This window comes from Microcoleus sp. Z1_A1 (assembly GCF_036700305.1).
Classification (GTDB): domain Bacteria; phylum Cyanobacteriota; class Cyanobacteriia; order Cyanobacteriales; family Microcoleaceae; genus Microcoleus.
Map to the genome: position 1 here is coordinate 72,978 of NZ_JAUBOR010000025.1, position 20,747 is coordinate 93,724.

The window sequence follows — 20,747 nt, forward strand, 5'->3', positions numbered from 1 at the left end:
AACAGGCATCTTGCCTGTTCATAAAAATGGTACTAGGGAGGCGGGTTTAGGAGGTATATTGAGATTTACTGTTGGGTGGGGGCGGGTTTACGAGATTGTTCGTTACAGGCGAGTATTGTTGGTGAACCCGCCCCTACAAATTCCTGATTCGCGATTCCCGATTCCCCATTCCCGATTCCCAATTAGATTTACTGTTGGGTGGGGGCGGGTTTACGAGATTGTCAGTTACAGGCGAGTATTGTTGGTGAACCCGCCCCTACAAATTCCTGATTCACGATTCCCGATTCCCGATTCCCCATTCCCGATTCCCAATTAGTAATTATTAGGCAAAGACTGCCAAAAAGGCCGCTCTTCTGGCTTCCTCACAGTATTCGTCGCCGACTGCACGTTTCCTTTCAATTCTTGATAATACCTATCATCCAGAAAACTAACGCTGACCCCAGCAGGAAGCAGCAGTTGGCGCAATCTTTCCTGAGTGTAATCTACACCGTCAATCATTGGCCCGCGCGGATTTGAAACTAACAACTTGCCGTTAACTGGCACCGAATTGACCATATTCGGCCACCAAGCATAACCGCTGTAGCCAAACATCACTGGAACTTGAACAATTTGGTCGTCTCCGAGTAAAAACTCTCTTTTCAACTTCTCTATAATCGGATTAAGTTTCTGATTTTGCAAATAGAGATTGTGTTGAATTAAAGCACGGTTTTTCAAGGCGGCGCTGACAGTTGTTTGAGTGCTCAAACCACGATTGATCGCCACATCGCCGTAACCTCTTCCCTCCAATTCTTCCAACAGCTTAACTCCGGCTTCGGGACTGGCGATCGCCATTACATATTGTCCGGGAGTTTGAGTGGGAATAAAATTGATAATTTCATCGACTTGGCGAGTCAAAAGCCAAGAAGTATCAATATCCACTGGCGGCCCTTGAATTCTCTGAGCTTGAATAAAATCAAGTACCTCTGGATTAAAACTAGCATTTCCCGAATTCCCGTAATAAACTCGACCCATTGGGTGTCCGGGAATCGGCGGTGTCACCTGCAAATTGCCGTATCCGTCAGACCACTGACTTACAGGGTCTAAAGAACGAGGATTGCCAATTTTAACTACTTTCAAATCCCGGTTTTGACTTGATTTAATAGGCGGGTTTTTCTCTGGCTCGCTATTGCTTTTTAGGGCGACATTAAACTGGCGTATCTCCGATTTTTCGGGGAGTTGAACGTATCCGTTTTTCTGGGTATCTTGCATCCAAGTGCGATCGCCCTGGATAATTTTTACTTTAGCGCCCGTGGGTTCTACTGCTTGTTTGAGTTGGGAGATAAATTCGCTGTTTACCGCGCCTCTGTCGCTGACCTGAACTTCGGTTACTGGTGCTGTATTGGGCGCTATCATCCAAGGACTAACGCCCATTTGGATTGTTGTGGAGGCGATTTCTTGACCGTTGTTTTGGGCAGTTGCTTTGAGATTAACAGTGCCGTTCCAATTGCGATCGGCAAATTGTTTTGCTTCGACACCTAAAACAATATTGGTGCTGAAAACTAGAGGTTTAGCACCGGATATATCTACAGGTTGCCAGCCGTCCCCCGTCTTCTGGAAAACGCTGATGTGAGGGCTAGCAATGCTATCAGCAGTGATAAATAACTGAGAGGTTTTGAAGCTTTCAGACAGGTTTAAGTTAACTTGAGAAAGCATTGCTGCACGGCGGGGAACCATAACTTTGGTTTGTTTCCAAGTCGGTATCTTGCCGCGATCGTTATTGCGATCGTTAAATGAAATTAGCGCACCACTGGACAAAGACCATTGTTCTTTTCCAGCTTCGTCTTGCTGGTTAATTTGGCCATCTCTGTTGGTATCTCCCGCAAAGAAAAAGTTCGACGGGGACGCGGCGGGTGTAACTGGGGTGGGGGTTGGTGTTGCAGTTGATTCAGGAGTTGGTTGAGGAGTTGCTTGCTGATTTCTCTCTAACTCTTGTCTTTCCAGTTCTTGTCGGGCTAATTCTTGTCTGGCTAATTCTTGCCTTTCAAGTTCTTGTCTAGCTAACTCTTGCTTTTCAAGTTCTTGTCTTTCAAGTTCTTGTCTAGCTAATTCTTGTCTGGCTAATTCTTGCCTTTCCAGTTCTTGTCTAGCTAATTCTTGTCTGGCTAATTCTTGCCTTTCCAGTTCTTTTCTGGCTAATTCTTGCCTTTCAAATTCTTGCCTTTCCAGTTCTTTACGGGCTAACTCTTGCCTTTCAAATTCTTGCCTTTCAAGTTCTTTACGGGCTAATTCTTGCCTTTCAAGTTCTTTACGGGCTAATTCTTGCTTTTCAAACTCTTGCCTTTCAATCTCTTTTCTAGCCCGGTCTTTTTTCTCTTGCTCTTTTCTCTCTATTTCTCGACGAGCAAATTCTTTTTTCTCTTGCTCTTGTCGGGCTCGCTCTCTTATCTCTTCTTCCTCGGTTCTAATTTTCTCTACCGAACGTGCGACTTGCATTTCATAGGTTGCGACACTGAGGTTTCCTTGGTATTCGATGGTTTTATCGATCGCCCGATCGGCCAAAAAAGAATCGTGAGGAATGAGTCGCAGCGTATTGATAGCCAACTGCCACAGCCGCTGGGACTCTTCCCAAGTAGCAGAAGAAGGATTAGAATTGCGTCCAATTACTACTGCTTGGGCGGCTAATTTAGCAGCATCGTCCCAATTATATTTGGCTCTTTGTTCTATTTGAATCTGACTTTGAACGTTTTCGAGTTGCTGCGTCAGAGTTTCGGATTGCTGGCGGTGGATTGCTGATTTCCAAAGTTCTGCCGGAAACGGGGCGCTGTCGGGATTTTTGGCAAGGTTATCTAATTGTACTTTGAGCCGATCGCGCAATTTGTAGAGTTCGGAAAGGGATTGCGGATTTTCGCCCTCTGACTGTCGCCCAGAGAGTGCGAGTTGGTAGTTTAGGGAAGGTTGAGCCACTGTTGTGGGGACTGCAACCCAAATAATACCGATGACGACACCGAAACCATTGATAATGGCGATCGCAATATATTTAACCAAACGCATATAGTTTATCCTCAGACACGCCAATAATTTTACCTAATCTTGGGAGCAATTGGGGATTTAATTATAAGGACTTACGCATGGCGGCCCAGAAACCGGGTTTTTTACGAAAATACTTTGTTGCTGTTCAGAGATTCGATAAAAACTCCTGGTGGTTGAGCGAAGTCGAAACCCGGTTTCTTTGTCGGAGTCCCTAAGATTTGATAATATTTAAATTATTATATAGTATTCATCACGATCGCATTAACTCTCATTACAATCAAGACAACCTAAAGGAGGTAATAGTATGTTGACAAGCGATCTCAATGCTCTACTTGACCAACAAGCACTCCAACGCCAAGATTCCGAATGTCGCTATATTACCGATCGCGTCAACTGGGAACAATATGAAACATTACTCACCAGAAGTGGGGATACTTCCGCATATCGAGTCACGTATTTAGATGGAGTCTTAGAAATTATGTCACCTTCCCGCCGCCATGAAAACAGAAAAACTCGCATTGGAGACCTTTTACTCATTTACTTTTTAGAAGCAGATATAGACTATTTTCCATTTGGTTCTACCAGCCTACGGCAAGAGGAAAAAAGAGGCGGGACGGAACCTGATGAAGCTTACTGCATTGGTACAGACAAAGAATTTCCCGATTTAGCAATTGAGGTTGTTGTTACCAGTGGTGGCCTGAATAAATTGGAAGTTTACAGACGGTTAAATGTTAAAGAAGTTTGGTTTTGGCAAAATGAAAATTTTAGCCTCTACTACCTGCGAGAAGAAATTCCAGTTCAATTTGTCCAAACCTGCGGTTATGAGCAAATCAGTCGCAGTGAAATCCTGCCTAATTTAGATATAGAATTGTTGGCAGAATATGTTCGATATCCGAATTCCCTCGCAGCAGTTAAAGAATTTCGACAACGACTGATTGGATGAGTTGAGTGTTGTAAGTGTAAATGGGTTGATTTCCGATCATCGCACACCAGGCCAGAAACCGGGTTTTTTACGAAAAGACGCGTTGCTACCGACAGATTAGGTAAAAACCCGGTTTCTTTGTCGGAGTCAGTAAGTCCTGAATCTTACTCTATGGGAAAACCCGGAATCAGTTGATCGATTTCTACCATCAGTTGCATGGTTTCTTTGAGCGCAACCACCACCTTTTGATAGTGCAGTACATCATCAAAGGATAAAGTGCGTTTGGCTTTCTTACGGTCTTTCAGCCATTTGTCCAACACCTGATAACCGCCAATTTTAAACTCCCAAACTTCGGGGGCTATGCCTTCAAAATAGCGGGTTTTGTTGATATAAACTCGCTGTTCAGCGGGTTTATAGATAACTTCGGTAACGGCATTGTCACCATCGCCACTCATTTTAGTAATCAGCTTATTAAGTTTTTTCGATTTCATCAGGTGCAGGTCTACCAATGCCTGACCTTTTGCACCCAAGTCTTTAAATAGCTGGTCATTGCGGGTCAACGGCACACGAGGAAAGTCGATTTTGAGAAACTCGGCGTAGCGTTGGCGATAGGTAGGGCTATGGAAGATGGCGTAGATGTAGTAAAAGATTGCTTCTGGTGTGGGAATGTAGTCAAGCTTGTCTTGGATTGAACTTAAAAAACCTGGAAATAAATTTTTAGTCCTTTCAGTAAATAAACTACCCTGTTCATTGGCAGTATCAGGATAGGTGTATAGAGGAAATAATTGTCCGTATCCTTTGTTACTAGAAGTAATACGATTATCAACAAGACAATTGGTGGCAAGAACATGATTGAAGATACCTTCAGGTACTTGGCGCACAGTGATCAATCCTAAATTCTCACCTGTCAACATATGGTTCATCACATTTCCACGAGGCAAACTATGAAACCCTTTCCAATTACTCGTATAGTAGGTATAACGAATGTCAAAAGGACGATAAAGTATTGGTTTAATTTTTGTTTCTGAAATACCTGATAATCTTAAATCTTTTTGAGCTAATTCAATTTGCCAGTCTCTTGTATTCTCTGGTAATTCATAAAACTGAATTGCTTCATTAGGTGAAATAATTGAAAAGTTATTAACTGTTTTCCATACATCGTCTTGACTAAACTGAATGGTTAATGAATCCCGTGCTGTCATGATTCCGGGACTGTTTATATTAAAAATTTCTGTGATTTTACAACCCTTTTCATATTCTGTAAGCAAGGTGATGTTTTGAGGAATAAAAAGGTAAAAAGGCGATTGAGGCTTAAGATTATTCCACGCAATCGTATCAATATCTAAGTTGCTAAGAGCTTCATATTTGTCTGACCTACTTCCCCAAAGTTCAGAATGATGTGTTTCAGCAGATGATGATTTTCCAGGCTGTTTAATGAAAATTCCTATACTTACACCTTGCTGAATGTCAAAAACATTTTGATCGGGTTCTCCATTAGGAGATATTTCTTTTTTATTAGAATTTCCATGAAGATCCAAAATATAGATATCCGAAAAAGTTTGGATCAGATTTTGACGCATTCCTCGAAAAGTCGGATTATCTAAATATCCATGATTGGTGATGAGTGCTAAAACCCCAAATCCAGTTTCATTAATACGCCATTGAGAAAAACGAATGAATTTTACGTAATCATCTTGCAATCCTTTTGAATTCTTCTCGTCCAATGGCTGACCATCAACTTGATAGTAGTCGCGAACAAGACCACTAATCCATGCTCCTGTGTTTGACGACTCGTAAGAGTAAGGCGGATTGCCTAATACAACCATCACAGGTGTATCTCGCTTCACCGTCGAAGCTTCATTTGCTTCTTGTGCCACAAACTGACCAAACAAAATCTCTGATTTTTTCAGTGCCTCATCCAGCGTATTGGTGAGGTAAATGCCTAATCGTTGTTTGCCCTTAAATTTGTAACCAAGTTCTTGAAGTTCTAGCCCTAGCTTCAGGTGAGCAATGGCATAGGGAGCCATCAATAACTCAAAGCCAAACAATCGATTCAGCAAATTATCTCGCACATAGCTATCCCACTGATTCGCCATACCAATTTCTTCTAGATTGCGGTAAATTTGCTTCACCACCTCATACAAAAACGTACCCGTACCCGTTGCAGGATCGAGAATTTGCACTTTCGGCTTTTGTGTTACTGGATCTTTGGCGTTATCAGCTAATCCCAATGGCAAATCGAAGCGGTCTTTGAGAATAGCATCAACCGATCGCACAATAAACGACACCACAGGTTCCGGTGTATAATAAACGCCTCGACTCTTTCGCAAAGCCGCATTGTATGCCGCCAAAAACGTTTCATAAAAATGCACCACCGGGTCTTCTTGACGAGTGCGCTGCCCAAAGTTTTCGAGAATGCTGCCCATATCAACTTGAGACAGCAATTGCACCAAATCGTCGATCGCCCAATCGATCTGACTGACTGCATCCGTTTCGACGATCGTATTAAACAATCGCTTCAAAAATGGGTTTGTTGCCGGAATATACGTGCCAGCCGTGCGCCGAGTAAACGGTTCACACCCTGGATTTTGAGCATGACCAACTCTTGCCGCAAATAACCCATAAGAAATCGTCTGAGCATACATATCAGCAAAATCAGCATCATTCAAATCGGGCAACAACACCTCACTAAAGCCCTGCTTCAGTTGATGCAATTCGCCGTCTTTCTTTTCTCCCTCAAGCGCCGTTGTTGTTGCTAACCGAATTGCTTTCGTCAACCTCGCCATCTGTCGCGCCAGGTCTTCAGGACTGCTGATAATCTCGCCTGTATAGTTGATAAACTGATCTAGCAGAGCCGCAATTTTTTCTGTAGCCCTTATTTGCAGCTTATTCTCACTACGATCTGCTAAAATTTCCTTCTGCCTGCGCTTCCCATTCACATACCAACGAAACTCTAAATAATTGGTCAATACTAGATTAGGAAACGCTTCTATATACCGCTGCAATTGCTCCGATTTTTCTATCTGATCCAGGTCTAGCCCAACGTCTTTCGCTTCTACATAACCCACCAGTAGTTCCCGCCGCCGCACGGTAAAGTCTGGAATTCCTGCCTTGTTGCCTTTTTCTTCAATGACGGCATCAATGCCCTTGTCTGAGTCATCCAGCAAATTTTTCAGCGCTGGATAATGGCTGCGCTCGCTACCTTTTTGCAGGTTATTTTGAATCGACTTGAGGTAAGCATCAAAAGATATAGATGGCATTGAATCAGTTTCCTGGTTTAGTTTGGAAATGTTTCCTGAATTCGTTTAATGCTATTATAGTAGATAGAATAGTCCTGGAGATAGGGGCCCAGAAACCGGGTTTTTTAGGAAAATACTTCGTGGCTACCGACAGATTAGATAAAAACCCGGTTTCTTTGTCGGAGTCAGTAAGCCCTATATGGATTTATTCTCTTTTTCGCTGACCGAAAGGTAAAAATCATGAAATGTCGCTGTTATTTCCTAATTTTTATCCTTATTGGATTATCCTTAACAAGCTGCGAACAGGCGAAGTCATTTCAATCAATAGATCGAAAACTTAAAAATAGTAATGCGATTGAACAACACAATTTTAACTTGCAAGCGGGCGAGCGATCTGTCGATCGAACTAACAACATCCAAGCAAGTCAGAAGAGTGGGAAGTTCGATAGAACTACCAACTCACCGGAAGAAAGTGCGATCGTGTTAGGAATTTTCGGGTTTTGTTTGATGTGTTATTTATTAGTTTGGAAGTTTCGCGGGAGGGAAGAAGCTAACAAGATGCTGAGAAGAATCAGAAGAAGAGTGAAGTGAGGATAGATACTTGCTAAACCTCATTTTTTCTTAGTGCGGTTGCGTTTTCTCGATTCAGCCGCCGTATTTTTGGCTTTTTTTTGTTTTTCTTTACTTGCTTTAGATTCATTGACAGCACTATCACTTATCGGTTGGCTGGAAAATCCCGATGTCTCGGAGTTTTTAGCTGCAAGTAGAGGAGCAATGCTAGCATTATATATCTCCTGAAATTGTGTTAGACCTTCCCTTGTACTTATATCAAACCCTGCTTGATGACCGATCGTTACAAAGGATTTGGCAAATCCAAATTTAGAGGAATCTTCCATAATCTCCTTAAATTCCGGCTCGATATCCCGCAGGTATTTGATAATTGAAGTGGCATTTCGCAGTTTAAATTCTCGCTTCAAAAATTGCCAGAACGCCAATAATTCCGGGATAGCATTTTCACCTTCTTCCGGCGAAAGCAAACTCACTTTCCTGGGAAACAACTCTTCGACTACAGTTGCCACATCTTCCACTTTCATGCTAGGCAGCGTAAAACCTTCATAGCCGAAACCGTAATAAATGAACTGCGAGATCCAAAATCCCACGTCTGGATAAGTTTTACAGTATTCTTCTCCTTCGGGAGCATTGACAAATAGCTCGATTAGCGTTTCCTGATAATCTTCCAGGAGTGGTTCTGCTTCGTCATAATCTAGGCCATTTAGTTGGCGGATATTAAAAGGTTGATCTGACATAGTTGAAAATTTTTTAATTTAATTGACTTTAGCTTTAAGGTTAGTACAATTTTTGCAGTTCTATTAATTCTTTAGGATTTCATTATATTTAAAAAATCTCCGATCGCAGGTATATTTGACTAGCACCGATCGCCCGTGACTATTTAAACCAAGCTAGCATTGTATAGGGCGATCGCCCGTCTCCACCGAACAGCGAAAGATATGATATAATCTCAAGTAAAACTATAATTGTTTGAGCTTGGCAGTCCGCCACTTCAAAGTATGAAGTCAACACAACAGTTGACAGCAATTATTGAACGAGACGGCGACGGATATGTATCCCTTTGCCCAGAACTTGATATTGCCAGCCAAGGTGACAATATAGAAGCAGCGCGACAGAATCTGATCGAAGCGTTGGAACTATTTTTTGAGACAGCAGATTCTTCGGAAGTCCAGAATCGGCTGCATAGCGCCCTTTCAACTAACCCCACTCAGCCTGAAGTAGCCAATGTGTTACACTCAGTATACGCTCAAAGCTCACAGTGAAAATGAACAACAATCATGCAATTAGAAGATTACTTTGAATTTTTAACACCCGAAGATATCCGCATCAAAGGAACCCGCGTCGGTATCGAACACATTCTCTACGAATACATCCACCGCGGCCAAACTCCAGAAGCCATAGCTCAAAAATTTCGGACAGTGACTATGGCTCAAGTTTATGCTACCATTCTCTACTATCTGGAAAATACAAAAACTGTCGGTAAATATGTAGGAGATTGGTTAGAATATTGCCTCAAAGCTGAAGCTGAATACGATCGCAATCCATCACCTTTTGTCTTAAAAATGCGTCAAATTAAGGAACAAAAAAACATATCTACACAACGGGATAAAGTTCATTAATGACTGTTAAATACCTGTTAGACGAAAATATAGACCCTGAATATCGGGTGCAGCTTTTGTATCATCAATCCGATATCGTCGTTTTAATGGTTGGCGATGAAGGTGTTCCGCCTAAAGGAACGAAAGATCCAGAAATCTTGTGTTGGTGCGAGGAGAATAACTTTATCCTCGTTACTAATAACCGACGTTCAATGCCAGTTCATTTGTCAGATCATACAGCCCAAGGTCGCCACGTTTTAGGAATTCTCACAATCCGCTTGAATGCAGATATGGGCCAAGTGATTGACGAGTTAATTGAAATTGCGGGAGCATCTTTTGAAAATGAATATCAAGATAGGATTGAATTTATCCCACTGAGATAATTCGCAGGGCGGACAATATAGCAGTATCTTTTTATAAAATTCGGCGATTAAAATTGCTTCTTGTCACACGAATTCCCTCTCTAAGAGACTGAAAGAAAGAGAAGTATTAGCATCTATACAAACCCAAAACAAAAACCCGGTTTCTACAAGAAACCGGGTTTAATCATCCGCGTTAATTCGCGTTCATCTGCGGTTAAAAAATCCTACAATTGCTTCACCTCAGAAACCAATTTGGCAACCACATCCTTAGCGCTACCAAACAACATCATCGTCTTATCCTTGTAAAACAACTCATTGTCTACACCGGAAAAACCAGCACTCATCCCGCGCTTAATCACGATCGTATGCTTGGCCTTATCAACCTCCAAAATCGGCATCCCGTAAATCGGGCTCGCCGTATCGTGACGCGCCGCCGGATTCACCACATCATTCGCACCAATCACCAACGCCACATCCGTTTCTTCAAACTGCGGATTGATATCGTCCATATCGTACAACTGCGGATAAGGCACGTTTGCTTCCGCTAAGAGCACATTCATGTGCCCCGGCATCCGCCCAGCCACCGGGTGAATCGCGTATTTCACGTCAACACCCATTTTTTCCAAACCGTCGGCTAACTCGCGCACGGCGTGCTGTGCTTGCGCTACAGCCATCCCGTAACCCGGAATAATTACAACCGATCGCGCATAACCCAACATCATCGCACTTTCTTCGAGATTGATGCTGCGAACAGTTTTGTCGATCGCACCACCAGCAGCCCCAGCAGCAGCCCCAGCACTAGCACCACCGCTACCAAAGGCGCTAAACAGCACACTAGAAAGCGATCGATTCATCCCCTTGCACATGATTTGCGTCAAAATAATCCCCGACGCGCCCACCAATGCACCAGCGATAATCAGCATATTGTTCATCAAAATGAACCCAGCCACACTCGCAGCAATCCCCGAATAAGAGTTAAGCAGCGACACCACCACCGGCATATCGCCACCCCCAATGGGTAGCACAAACATGATTCCCAGAATATTGGAAATCGCCACCAAACCCAGGAATACCGGCACATTTTCGGGATTCGTCAGCATATAACCGCTGCCGACTAAAAGTGCGATCGCCAGCATGGCATTAAACGGCTGTTGCAGCGGAAACGTCATCGGCGCACCCGGCAGCAATTCTTGCAGTTTCGCAAACGCCACAAGGCTACCAGTGAAAGTAATTCCGCCAATCAACACACCCAAAAGGATCGTGATTGTCGCGTCTGGCGTCGGCGATTGCGGGATGCTGAGATAGCGCCAGAATTCGCCCACAGCAACGAGTGCAGAAGCCGCGCCCCCAAAACCGTTAAGCAAACCCACCATCTGCGGCATATCCGTCATCGCGACGGTTTTCGCCATAATTGTTCCCAAAATGGAACCGATGATAATTCCGACAGCAATCAATTCGTAGCTGATGACTTGCTTTTCCAGCAAAGTACCGACGATCGCAATTAACATCCCGATCGCAGCTAACACATTCCCTTGACGCGCAGTTGCAGGGGAACCCAACTGTTTCAAACCGATAATAAACAAACATGCGGCAACTAAATAACCTAGTTGAATGCCACTGGGCAGAAAATCGCTCACGCTTTAACCTCTTTTTTCTTGAACATTTGCAGCATTCGATCGGTTACTAAGAAACCTGCGACAACGTTAATTGTGGCTAGGGCGATCGCGATCGTCCCCAAAATCGAAGTAACAGTCACATTGCCTTGGCCAGAAATCAGAATTGCACCTAAAACCGCAATTCCCGAAATCGCATTCGATCCCGACATCAAAGGTGTGTGCAGCGTCGGCGGGACTTTATTAATTACTTCAAATCCCACAAACGATGCTAGAGTAAACACCACTAAACCTGCAATCAATCCTTCTGCCATAACAAGTGTGAACTGGTAATTGGTAATTGGTTATAACTCGTTCCCGGTTGCGTCCGCCAGTCCGCCAGGGAATGAATTCCCTGACTCATAGCAAAAGTCCTCTTAAGAGGACTAATAAACATCTCCAATAATTCTTGTGGAACAGGCATCTTGCCTGTTCAAAAAAGCCTTTTTTGGAGATATTTAATCAGTTCTTCAGTCCTCATAGCGAGGACTTGAGCTTTGAGGCAGGGGTTTCAACCCTTGCCGGACTATCGGACTATCGGACTGCCGGACTATCGGACTGCCGGACTTTGCCTCATAACGACCGAATCTAACTAACGGCTGATGCCTGAGCTGCCAAAGCATCCCGCACTCGCTGGTTGCTAATTTCACCGTCGCGGGCAACACAAGCACCAGCAATGATATCGTCTTCAAAATTCAAATTGAGTTCCTTATCTTTCAGCATCAACTGAAGTAAAGAGGAGATATTCTTCGAGTAAGTTTCGCTAGCGTGGACAGGCATCGACGAAGGCACATTAATCGGGCCGATGACATTAACGCCGTTCCATTCAACATCTTTTCCCGCTTCCGTGCATTCGCAATTGCCGCCTTGTTCGCCCGCGAGGTCAACAATTACCGATCCGGGCTTCATTTGAGAAACCATTTCTCTAGTAACTAAAATAGGTGCTTTTCTGCCGGGAACTTGAGCGGTTGTAATCACTGCATCGGAAGCGCTGACGTGTTGGGTGAGCACTTGGCGGGTGTATTCTTTAGCCGCTTCTGATAATTCTTTAGCGTAACCTCCGGCGGCGACGGTTTCTTCCTTGAGTTCGACATCAAGGAATTTAGCGCCCAAACTTTGCACTTGTTCTTTTGTTTCCGGGCGGATGTCGAAGGCTTCGACTACCGCACCCAAACGGCGCGCCGTGGCGATCGCCTGCAAGCCAGCAACGCCCACACCCATTACCAATACTTTCGCGGGGCGAATTGTACCCGCCGCCGTTGTCAGCATTGGGAAATATTTCGGCAAAGCGGCGGCTGCGATCAGTACCGCTTTGTAACCGGCGACGTTACCCTGAGATGACAGCGCATCCATGCTTTGAGCGCGGCTGGTGCGCGGGATCATTTCCATGCTGAATGCCGTTACTTTGCGATCGGCTAAACGCTGCACTAAAGCCGGATCTCCCAGAGGATTCAAAAATCCGATGAAAACGCCTCCTTCGCGGAGTTGATGAACTTCTGATTCTTGCAGGGCCCCGATTTTGACGACGATATCGGCTTCGCCCCACAGCCTAGCGGTATCGGCGACAACCTGAGCTCCCGCTTCTTCGTAAGCACGATCCGAGAAAAAGGATTGTGCGCCGGCACCCGCCTCAACCCAAACTTCGACCCCCTGTTTGACTAATCGGGCTACAGCGTCGGGTACTAAAGCCACCCGGCGTTCCCCTGCTGCTATTTCTTTTGCGATCGCTAATTTCATGAACTCTCCTTATTTAAGCCTTCCTAGGACGGTTGAAACCGCGCCTACACAGACAAAACCTGCCTCTGCAGGTTTCTTGAAGTGCGATTTTTAATCGCCCGATGCCTTGCTTTACATTGAAGCAGCCGTTCCCCTAAACTTCTCTCGTTGATACTAAAGCCGATCGCCCAAATTCGACCCGTATCTTTAACTTATCTTATACATTCAAATTCGCTAAATTGTTAAGTTAGCCACAGATTATGATACAATTTTATGTCGCCTAATTCTGTAGTTAGAATGTCAGTTATCAGTATTACGCAAAAAATACGCAAAAAATAATTGACGATCGAGCAATTTGTTCGGAGGTTCCCAGATTCAGCGTTTCGGAGACTTAGGATGGAGGCACAGAAAAGCGTCGGGTTCTAACCAGCCCCCAGATTCATTCTCAAAGCAGACGGGAGTAAATCTAAAATCTAAAATCTAAAATCTAAAATCGGCTCGCCCTCATCAAATTGCTGAGACATTCGATATATTGTAGGCACGATCGCAAATTTCGGGCGATCGATATTAAAGGTTCACCAAGAGTTTAATTAGAGGAGTTGTTATGCGACGATTATTTTCAGCACTAGCAGTTACAGGTTGCTTGGTGGCTGGATTACCCGCCATCAGTTTAGCCCAGTCCATGCCAGGATTCACGATTTTCGGCGGCCCCGAACGCGCCAACCAATTAAACTATCGCTTGGATTACGGTACAGCCGGGATGAGTGGCGATAGATATCGGCTGCGAATTCCTTCCAACAAAGTAAGTTTGGCGATCGCCCAACTCAACATATCCTATCCAGACTACTACAAAGGCGAATTTGACCAAAAAGACATTAAAGTGCGCGTCAGAAACAAAACAATAGAATTGCAAGAAGTAATCTGGGACAAAGAAAATCGATTCATAGAAATTTATCCCACAGAACCAATTGCCGCCGGCAACAATGTTGAGGTTGTACTCTCCAACGTCAGAAACCCATCCCCTGGCGGAATGTACCATTTCAACGTCCGCATCCGCACCCCTGGGGATGTTCCCTTGCTGCGTTACCTCGGTACTTGGCTGTTGAGCATTAATTGAGGGAAGGAATTTCTCGTTAGTCAAGCGATCGCGACATAAAAATTTAACTGTGGCGATCGTTTTCCTGGGTGGAAAAATTTAACTCTACTCAAATCTTGGTTTTCCTCACATCTTGCACCATTCTCGCTTAATAGGCTTTTCGGCCTGTTCCACAAAGAGTGAATTTTCTTGTGGAACAGGCCGGAAAGCCTGTTCATCAAAAGCTTATTGAGAATGGTGCAACATCTCAGTTTTCGGGAGTTGTAAAATAGAACCTCCGGCTCATATCGCAATTCTCAATGATTCGTAATAATGAGTCTAGGGGCAGTCCCCCGATAGTTGCCCTTCGCTAATTAGGGGTAGGCTTAGGGGCGCTACCCCTAAAAAATGTTTACCAATCAAATAGGATTGCTAAGGCCGTACTTGCAGCATGAATCTACTAGCAAAAATCAAAACAATAAAACTGCCTCCAGCGCTGAGATCGAGAAATTATCGCCTGTTTTTTGCAGGACAAGGCCTCTCACTGATTGGCAGTTGGATGACGCAAGTCGCTACTATTTGGCTTGTCTACAATTTGAGCGATTCACCTTGGATGCTCGGCGTGGTCGGATTTACAAGTCAAATCCCCACATTAATTTTACTGCCTTTTGCAGGAGTTTTAATCGATCGCTGGAACCGCCACCGAGTCCTAATTGCCACTCAAATATTAGCAATGGTTCAATCCTTAGCGCTAGCATTTTTAGCGCTAACAGGAGTCGTTAACATTTGGCAGATCCTGGTACTGAGTTTCTTTCAAGGCGCAATTAACGCCTTTGACGCGCCGGCACGGCAAGCTTTTGTACCGGAACTTGTAGAAAAGAAAGAAGATTTAGCAAATGCGATCGCCCTCAACGCTTCCATGTTCAACGGAGCCAGATTAATCGGCCCAGCAATTGCAGGTTTGCTGATAGCTACAGTCGGGGCAAGTTATTGCTTTCTCATTGACGGACTCAGCTACATCGCTGTAATTGCAGGCTTATTAGCGATGCAAATCAAGCCCAGAAAAATTGCCGCAACTAATACCAAACCCTTACAAAGATTAAAAGAAGGATTCGTTTATGCCTTCGGGTTCCCCCCGATTAGAGCAATTTTACTGCTATTAGCATTAGTCAGTTTTGCCGGAATGTCCCACACAGTATTAGTCCCAATTTTTGCCACCAAAATTCTGCAAGGCGACGCACAAACCCTCGGCTTTTTGATGGCATCTTCGGGAGTTGGCGCCTTCGCGGGCGCGATTTATTTGATTTCCCGCAAAAGTATAGTTGGCCTCGGCAAATTGATTGCGATTTCACCGGCAATTATGGGATTTGGGCTGATAGGTTTTGGCTTGTCCCGCATCTTATGGCTCTCATTAATCATGATGTTGTTTGTGGGGTTTGGTTTCATTATCCAATTTGCAGGAGGAAACACATTTTTGCAAACAATTGTAGAAGACGACAAACGCGGAAGAGTGATGAGCATATACACGATGGCATTTTTTGGAGTGACACCCTTTGGGAATTTAGTTGCCGGCGGATTGGCCAATTATATCGGCGCTCCCAATACAGTCATCATTGGAGGAATAATTTGTGTTGTAGGCTCCATAATTTTTACCAAACAGTTGCCAGCTTTAAAAAACTTAGTTCGGCCAATTTATCAAAAAATGGGTTTAATTTCCCAGTAACAATTTACCGTCAAATCACAAAAGCCAACCTTAAACAAAATTCCCAAAGCTAATATCTGACTGTCTCTCTAGCAACCCTCAACAATTTGTAAACTTCTCTCTTCTCTTTCTCTGCGCCCTCTGCGCCCTCTGCGGTTAAAACATCCAAATTAATTACGCAACCAGAGTTCACCATTCTTGTTGGGCTTCAGCTTCAGCTTGAATTAAATTTTGCCGCAGTTGCACCCAATTAATTTGATGAGAGGGCAAATCTTCGATGAGCTTTCCGCGCTGTAAATGCAGAATTCGCGTGCTAAATTGCTCAGCTAATTCTAATTGATGGTTTACCATTACAATAGTGGTTTTGCCGTTTGTTAGCTGTGTCAATACTTGCAAAAGGTGGGCAGCTTTTCCTGCGTCGAGGGCGGATGTTGGCTCATCTAAAAGCAAGACTTTTGGTTGTAGGATGATGCCGCGGGCGATCGCCACGAGCTGTTTTTGGCCTGTAGAAAGCTGGAATTCGGTGCGATTTAGCCATTCTTGGGGTATGTGCAGTTGTTCGATCGCCCCGCTAATTCTCTCAGCAATGTTTGATGAAGTCACGCCCCGCAGCTTTAAAGGATAAGCCAATGCTTCTCGCACCGACATTCCCAAAAGCTTGGATTCTTGTAGGATGAGGGTGATTTGTTTGCGGAGTTCGATCGCAGGTATTTGGCGATATTCTGTATTTTCCAGATAAATCGAGCCACTGGTGGGAGTGCTGAGTCGATTTAGCAGCCGCAACAGCGTTGTTTTCCCCGCACCTGAAGGGCCAACAATTGCCACGCGAGCTCCCTTGTGTACCTGAAAGGATATATTTTCCAACAAATGACTTGAGGCGATCGGTGTTTTTAAACTAACACTGTCAATTCGCAGTTGAGGATTTGTTTCTGTATTATTTTCTGAAGAATTACGCATTGAATTAATTAAAAATATAAAAAACCGGATACCCAGATCCCGACTTCTTTAACAAGTCGGGGATCTAACAGCTAAATTAATCCGTGTATCCGTGTCCGAATCCGTGTCGTGCCATGCTTCCTGCTCAAACTTTTACAGCTTTTTCCAATGGAAAACCCAGCTTTTCGCGCTGTTCCAAATAAAGCTGAGCAACTCGCCGCGCCAAATTGCGAATTTTGGTGATGTAGCGGGTTCTTTCCGTTACCGAAATCACACCTCTAGCGTCGAGCAAATTAAAAGTGTGAGAACATTTTAACACATAATCAAGACTCGGCAAAACCAATCCTTTTTTTGTCAATTGTTCTGCTTCTTGCTCGTACAATCCAAATAGAGTAAACAGCAATTCGGGATTAGAAGCTTCAAAGTTATAAGTACACTGTTCAATTTCTCCTTGCAGGTGAACGTCGCCGTAAGTGATGCCATCTTTCCACTGAATTTTCGTCATGGCATCGACTTCTTGGAGATACATTGCGAGGCGTTCTAGTCCGTAGGTAATTTCAATGGATACGGGGCGACAGTCAATGCTACCGCACTGTTGAAAATAGGTAAATTGGGTGATTTCCATGCCGTCGAGCCAGACTTCCCAGCCCACGCCCCAAGCTCCGAGGGTGGGCGATTCCCAGTTGTCTTCTACGAAACGAATGTCGTGGTCTTCTGGGCTAATTCCTAATGCTCTGAGGGAGTCTAAATAGATGTCTTGGATGTTGGGAGGAGAGGGCTTAATTAAAACTTGATATTGATAGTAATGTTGGAAGCGGTTGGGATTTTCGCCGTAGCGTCCGTCGGTGGGGCGGCGACAGGGTTCGATGTAGGCGACTGACCAAGGTTCGGGGCCAATTGCTCTGAGAAAGGTGTGGGGATTCATGGTTCCTGCACCTTTTTCTGTGTCGTAGGATTGGGCGATCAGGCATCCTCGATCGCTCCAGAATTTGTTTAAGGTGGCAATGACTGATTGAAAGTTCACTGGTTTAAATATGGTTAGCGAGTGTCTCAACTTATTTAAGCATACAAAAGGCAGGGTTTATTTGCATAAACCCTGCCGAAATCAGATTTGGGTGTGAAAAGTTAGGCAGTTTGGATCGAGTTCTAGTTTAGTCTGCAGGAGCCAGGGAAACTAACAGAGTGATGTTGTCAACGCCGATGACATAAACGGTGTCTCCGGGTGTGAGGGTGATTTGGCGATCGCACCGTGCGGGCCACCAGCTACCTTGGAAGCGGACGCGACCAGTTTGATTCGGGTAAATCGATTCATCGACGACAGCTTCTTCGTTGAAATAGTTAAAATTGGTGTTGATGTAGTTATCCATTAAGAGATTGTTTTCTGTGCTGTAGGTGTGAAGAGAAAAAATAGAACCGAAAGCTTTTACTACGTTAAACATTTTGTTGACTCCTTTTGTGTTAAAATATATCGAAGTTTAATCGCCGATTTTGTGTTCTTTGAAAACTAGCATTTCCTGGTTAAAATTGATTACCAGGTTGTTCATGCTCTGATTTAGTCTGCGGGAGCGAGGGAAACTAACAGAGTGATGTTGTCAACGCCGATGACATAAACGGTGTCTCCCGGTGTGAGGGTGATTTGGCGATCGCACCGTGCGGGCCACCAGCTACCTTGAAAGCGGACGCGACCTGTTTGATTCGGGTAAATAGATTCATCAACTACTGCTTCTTCGTTGAAGTAGTTAAAATTGGTGTTGATGTAATTTTTGATGAGCATATTGTTAGCTGTGCTGTATCCTTGGGTAGAGAAAATCGAGCCGAAAGCTTTTACTACGTTGAACATGATATTTACTCCTGTTGTGTTAAAATATATGGGGATGTGTAATTGTCGGTTTATGCTATTTGAGAGGCTGCATTTCCTCGGTTAAGATTGATTGATTGCCTTGATATTTCATTGTTCTTGCCTTCCGTGCTTTTATCAGGATAAAAGGCAAATAATTTTTGAAATGTTGAGGGGATTTGAGAAGCGGTTGCGGGGAGTCTAAATCCAGTAATTCCGAGGTATTGAATTAAGGATTTAGTGGTTGAGCAGTTGGTGGGATTTACCTTAAGGGTAGATGTGGTTAGCTACATTAGAGATTGTCTGATTCCGCATTACTGCTGCTGTGAAAATGTTTTATTTTTGGCTTGAATTTTGGGGTTGAGTTTTTTGATTGGGTTGTGACTCACTTGCTTTACACTTACTAATTTGCCAGGAGTCCAATATCTTTGGTGCGATCGCCAGTCCACTTTCCGAGTCTGGTACTGGCACATGACACTGGTTAACCTGCAAACAACGATTTTGCAAGGGTTTCTGCCTAAATATCAGGCTGGTAGCTGTGCCAATTTAGCTAACTGGACTACCGCAAACAGTGAATTATGAACTTACGCCTTCTCGATCGCCCAATCAGGAATATCCATAAATATCTAGTCCGTAACTGACGCACCAAACCTCTAAAAACCCGGTTTCTGACAGCCAGTGCGCCATTAGGGGCCCGTAAGCGGATCAATGATATAAGCAAGTAAACTTGGCAACTCACCCACCCTCCCCATGCGATATTGAGGTGTACCTACCTATTTAGGCATAGACAATAGGCGATCGAGACTGACGCAGATATCAGGAGGCGGTAGGAGTTTTTGATCGATGCAGGTCGATCGCACCCTGTTATCCAATTATTGAACAGGTCGAACTTAAAATCCATTCATAAATTCAGAATCTTAAATTCATAAAAGTCATAATTACAGACAACCTGCTTGATACTGCATAATTCTTACAGGAATTTTGAATAAAGTTTTAGCTAATTGAGACAAACCGAACTTGAATTTAAGCGACTGCGGCAAATCTTGTACGGAAACTTCTGTGAAGCCAAAGCGAGTATAAAATGATGCGAGTCGCTTTCCCAAACATTCTAAATATAGCGGTTCTGTAGCTTGTTGAATTAAATATTTTGTGAGGTAGCTTCCCAAACCTCGATCGCGCCAATCTTTCGCCACCACCAAACTGCCCAATTCTTGCGCGCCCGCAAAGTTCCGCAACTGTCCGCAAGCTGCCAATTTTCCCTCGCATTCGATGACCCAGAATTGCTCCCAGCGCAACTGAGTTGGATCGAGTTTGGCGCCCCAAACTAAGATTCTAATTGACCTCATATCTTGCTCTGAGGCCGGGCGGAGGACGAATCCTGACTGCAACTCCAAAGAATTTTCATTCATTGTGATTTTTGTTGGCTGTCTCGTTTAGTTTGAGTTCTCAACAGCCTTATTATGTATTTAAGTATAAGAGGTGTTACTGGAAATTATACCAGCTAGCCGCTTCAAAATGCGAAAGACTTCGTAAAGTTCGTTTCCTGGACTCCCAATATCGAAAAGTTTAGACACGGCATACTGCGGTGTGCCTTGTTTGGTCACTTTGATAAATCGAAAGCTGCTGCCATTTGTCAGAAGCCCAAATGTTACTTGTTCTGGACTGGGGTCATTCAGCATATAAAATAGTAACTGAGGAAGTCCAGCTTCAACGGAATATTGTGCTCGCTTCGCTTCGATCGCAACTACCCAAAAAGATTCAATTAAAAGCAGAACATCAATACTTCCCCTGACAAGTATACCTTCATCCACGGTGACAAGTTCCACCGATTTTTCTGCCTCTATATGAAAGGGATTCAGGTATAAATCTGCTAAAAATAGCAAGGGAGCCAGTACCACCATTTTTACGGTATCTTCTATCATGGAGTGGTCGGCACTATTAGTATAGCCAGCCTTTACTTTGTCAAGATATCGCTTTTCTTCATCTGTAATTTCTGGTAAATCGTCCATCCACTCCCGGAAAAATTGCTCGTCTTCACAAAGTTGGAAGTTAAATTTTGTTTTGACATCGTGCAGAGTCAGTGTTTTTGCTTGAATTGATTGTGTCATGGCTTTGCATCTTCAATTGAA

General features: G+C 44.0%; 19 protein-coding genes. 7 read left to right on the forward strand and 12 right to left on the reverse strand.

The annotated features are described in order from the left end of the window. The coding region (locus QT973_RS17385) for a hypothetical protein (RefSeq protein WP_333209892.1) at positions 1–316 on the forward strand (316 nt) is incomplete at its 5' end. Here the strand turns inward: QT973_RS17385 and QT973_RS17390 are convergent. Beyond that, a complete protein-coding gene (locus QT973_RS17390; RefSeq protein ID WP_333391806.1) occupies positions 313–3,030 on the reverse strand; it encodes a protein-arginine deiminase family protein in 2,718 nt (905 codons plus the stop codon). The genes QT973_RS17385 and QT973_RS17390 overlap by 4 nt on opposite strands. A 283-nt stretch (positions 3,031–3,313) precedes the next feature. Here QT973_RS17390 and QT973_RS17395 point away from each other — a divergent pair, with 283 nt between their 5' ends. Beyond that, positions 3,314–3,952 (forward strand): Uma2 family endonuclease, encoded by a 639-nt coding sequence (locus tag QT973_RS17395; RefSeq protein ID WP_333051665.1) that lies wholly within the window; start codon positions 3,314–3,316, stop codon positions 3,950–3,952. 143 nt (positions 3,953–4,095) lie between these two features. Here QT973_RS17395 and QT973_RS17400 read toward each other — a convergent pair whose 3' ends face one another. Continuing rightward, the gene (locus tag QT973_RS17400) at positions 4,096–7,191 is read right to left on the reverse strand and encodes a type ISP restriction/modification enzyme (protein ID WP_333391808.1); all 3,096 of its coding nucleotides are present in this window, start codon (positions 7,189–7,191) and stop codon (positions 4,096–4,098) included. 590 nt (positions 7,192–7,781) lie between these two features. Further along, positions 7,782–8,477, reverse strand: coding sequence for a hypothetical protein (locus QT973_RS17405; RefSeq protein WP_333391810.1), 696 nt, complete (start codon positions 8,475–8,477; stop codon positions 7,782–7,784). Positions 8,478–8,738: 261 nt separating this feature from the next. Between QT973_RS17405 and QT973_RS17410 the strand changes: the two genes are divergently transcribed. The 3 genes from QT973_RS17410 to QT973_RS17420 are packed head-to-tail and all read left to right on the forward strand — an operon-like array spanning position 8,739 to position 9,721. After that, positions 8,739–9,002 (forward strand): type II toxin-antitoxin system HicB family antitoxin, encoded by a 264-nt coding sequence (locus QT973_RS17410; protein WP_333231265.1) that lies wholly within the window; start codon positions 8,739–8,741, stop codon positions 9,000–9,002. Between the two features lie 15 nt (positions 9,003–9,017). Then, entirely contained in the window at positions 9,018–9,359 is a 342-nt protein-coding gene (locus tag QT973_RS17415; protein ID WP_333270276.1) for a DUF433 domain-containing protein, read from the forward strand. Further along, a complete protein-coding gene (locus QT973_RS17420) occupies positions 9,359–9,721 on the forward strand; it encodes a DUF5615 family PIN-like protein (protein ID WP_332947362.1) in 363 nt (120 codons plus the stop codon). Before QT973_RS17415 ends, QT973_RS17420 begins: the two co-directional genes overlap by 1 nt. A 203-nt stretch (positions 9,722–9,924) precedes the next feature. On the opposite strand, the gene QT973_RS17425 is transcribed toward QT973_RS17420, so the two are convergent. The 3 genes from QT973_RS17425 to QT973_RS17435 form a co-directional block, all read right to left on the reverse strand. Further along, positions 9,925–11,337 carry an NAD(P)(+) transhydrogenase (Re/Si-specific) subunit beta gene (locus tag QT973_RS17425; protein WP_333209905.1) on the reverse strand — a complete coding sequence of 471 codons (1,413 nt, stop codon included), beginning with the start codon at positions 11,335–11,337 and terminating at the stop codon, positions 9,925–9,927. Next, a complete protein-coding gene (locus QT973_RS17430; protein ID WP_106150865.1) occupies positions 11,334–11,627 on the reverse strand; it encodes an NAD(P) transhydrogenase subunit alpha in 294 nt (97 codons plus the stop codon). The genes QT973_RS17425 and QT973_RS17430 overlap by 4 nt, the downstream gene beginning before the upstream one ends. Before the next feature lie 313 nt (positions 11,628–11,940). Then, positions 11,941–13,089 (reverse strand): Re/Si-specific NAD(P)(+) transhydrogenase subunit alpha, encoded by a 1,149-nt coding sequence (locus QT973_RS17435; protein WP_333051643.1) that lies wholly within the window; start codon positions 13,087–13,089, stop codon positions 11,941–11,943. 583 nt (positions 13,090–13,672) lie between these two features. On the opposite strand from QT973_RS17435, the gene QT973_RS17440 reads away from it, so the two are divergent. Both QT973_RS17440 and QT973_RS17445 read left to right on the forward strand, forming a co-directional pair. Next, positions 13,673–14,185, forward strand: coding sequence for a DUF2808 domain-containing protein (locus QT973_RS17440; RefSeq protein ID WP_333051640.1), 513 nt, complete (start codon positions 13,673–13,675; stop codon positions 14,183–14,185). Positions 14,186–14,594: 409 nt separating this feature from the next. After that, positions 14,595–15,866, forward strand: coding sequence for an MFS transporter (locus tag QT973_RS17445; RefSeq protein ID WP_333051638.1), 1,272 nt, complete (start codon positions 14,595–14,597; stop codon positions 15,864–15,866). Positions 15,867–16,034: 168 nt separating this feature from the next. On the opposite strand, the gene QT973_RS17450 is transcribed toward QT973_RS17445, so the two are convergent. From QT973_RS17450 to QT973_RS17475, 6 genes are all read right to left on the reverse strand, one after another. Continuing rightward, the gene (locus QT973_RS17450; RefSeq protein WP_333051635.1) at positions 16,035–16,802 is read right to left on the reverse strand and encodes an ATP-binding cassette domain-containing protein; all 768 of its coding nucleotides are present in this window, start codon (positions 16,800–16,802) and stop codon (positions 16,035–16,037) included. Positions 16,803–16,926: 124 nt separating this feature from the next. Next, positions 16,927–17,805, reverse strand: a complete 879-nt coding sequence (gene glyQ, locus QT973_RS17455; protein ID WP_190660228.1) for a glycine--tRNA ligase subunit alpha — start codon at positions 17,803–17,805, stop codon at positions 16,927–16,929. A gap of 127 nt (positions 17,806–17,932) precedes the next feature. Further along, entirely contained in the window at positions 17,933–18,220 is a 288-nt protein-coding gene (locus QT973_RS17460) for an NfeD family protein (protein WP_333051632.1), read from the reverse strand. Between the two features lie 113 nt (positions 18,221–18,333). After that, entirely contained in the window at positions 18,334–18,621 is a 288-nt protein-coding gene (locus QT973_RS17465) for an NfeD family protein (RefSeq protein WP_172191372.1), read from the reverse strand. A gap of 935 nt (positions 18,622–19,556) precedes the next feature. After that, entirely contained in the window at positions 19,557–20,027 is a 471-nt protein-coding gene (locus tag QT973_RS17470; protein WP_333051627.1) for a GNAT family N-acetyltransferase, read from the reverse strand. 57 nt (positions 20,028–20,084) lie between these two features. Continuing rightward, positions 20,085–20,726: a type I restriction endonuclease gene (locus tag QT973_RS17475; RefSeq protein ID WP_333051625.1), complete on the reverse strand. Its 642-nt coding sequence runs from the start codon at positions 20,724–20,726 to the stop codon at positions 20,085–20,087. Positions 20,727–20,747 lie beyond the last annotated feature (21 nt).

Coding starts and splice junctions, on each gene's coding strand:
- QT973_RS17465 (WP_172191372.1), bottom strand. CDS start 18,621: ATGTTCAACGTAGTAAAAGCTTTCGGCTCGATTTTCTCTACCCAAGGA.
- QT973_RS17390 (WP_333391806.1), bottom strand. CDS start 3,030: ATGCGTTTGGTTAAATATATTGCGATCGCCATTATCAATGGTTTCGGT.
- QT973_RS17470 (WP_333051627.1), bottom strand. CDS start 20,027: ATGAATGAAAATTCTTTGGAGTTGCAGTCAGGATTCGTCCTCCGCCCG.
- QT973_RS17405 (WP_333391810.1), bottom strand. CDS start 8,477: ATGTCAGATCAACCTTTTAATATCCGCCAACTAAATGGCCTAGATTAT.
- QT973_RS17475 (WP_333051625.1), bottom strand. CDS start 20,726: ATGACACAATCAATTCAAGCAAAAACACTGACTCTGCACGATGTCAAA.
- QT973_RS17460 (WP_333051632.1), bottom strand. CDS start 18,220: ATGTTTAACGTAGTAAAAGCTTTCGGTTCTATTTTTTCTCTTCACACC.
- QT973_RS17445 (WP_333051638.1), top strand. CDS start 14,595: ATGAATCTACTAGCAAAAATCAAAACAATAAAACTGCCTCCAGCGCTG.
- QT973_RS17410 (WP_333231265.1), top strand. CDS start 8,739: ATGAAGTCAACACAACAGTTGACAGCAATTATTGAACGAGACGGCGAC.
- QT973_RS17450 (WP_333051635.1), bottom strand. CDS start 16,802: ATGCGTAATTCTTCAGAAAATAATACAGAAACAAATCCTCAACTGCGA.
- QT973_RS17415 (WP_333270276.1), top strand. CDS start 9,018: ATGCAATTAGAAGATTACTTTGAATTTTTAACACCCGAAGATATCCGC.
- QT973_RS17435 (WP_333051643.1), bottom strand. CDS start 13,089: ATGAAATTAGCGATCGCAAAAGAAATAGCAGCAGGGGAACGCCGGGTG.
- QT973_RS17430 (WP_106150865.1), bottom strand. CDS start 11,627: ATGGCAGAAGGATTGATTGCAGGTTTAGTGGTGTTTACTCTAGCATCG.
- QT973_RS17420 (WP_332947362.1), top strand. CDS start 9,359: ATGACTGTTAAATACCTGTTAGACGAAAATATAGACCCTGAATATCGG.
- QT973_RS17395 (WP_333051665.1), top strand. CDS start 3,314: ATGTTGACAAGCGATCTCAATGCTCTACTTGACCAACAAGCACTCCAA.
- QT973_RS17400 (WP_333391808.1), bottom strand. CDS start 7,191: ATGCCATCTATATCTTTTGATGCTTACCTCAAGTCGATTCAAAATAAC.
- QT973_RS17440 (WP_333051640.1), top strand. CDS start 13,673: ATGCGACGATTATTTTCAGCACTAGCAGTTACAGGTTGCTTGGTGGCT.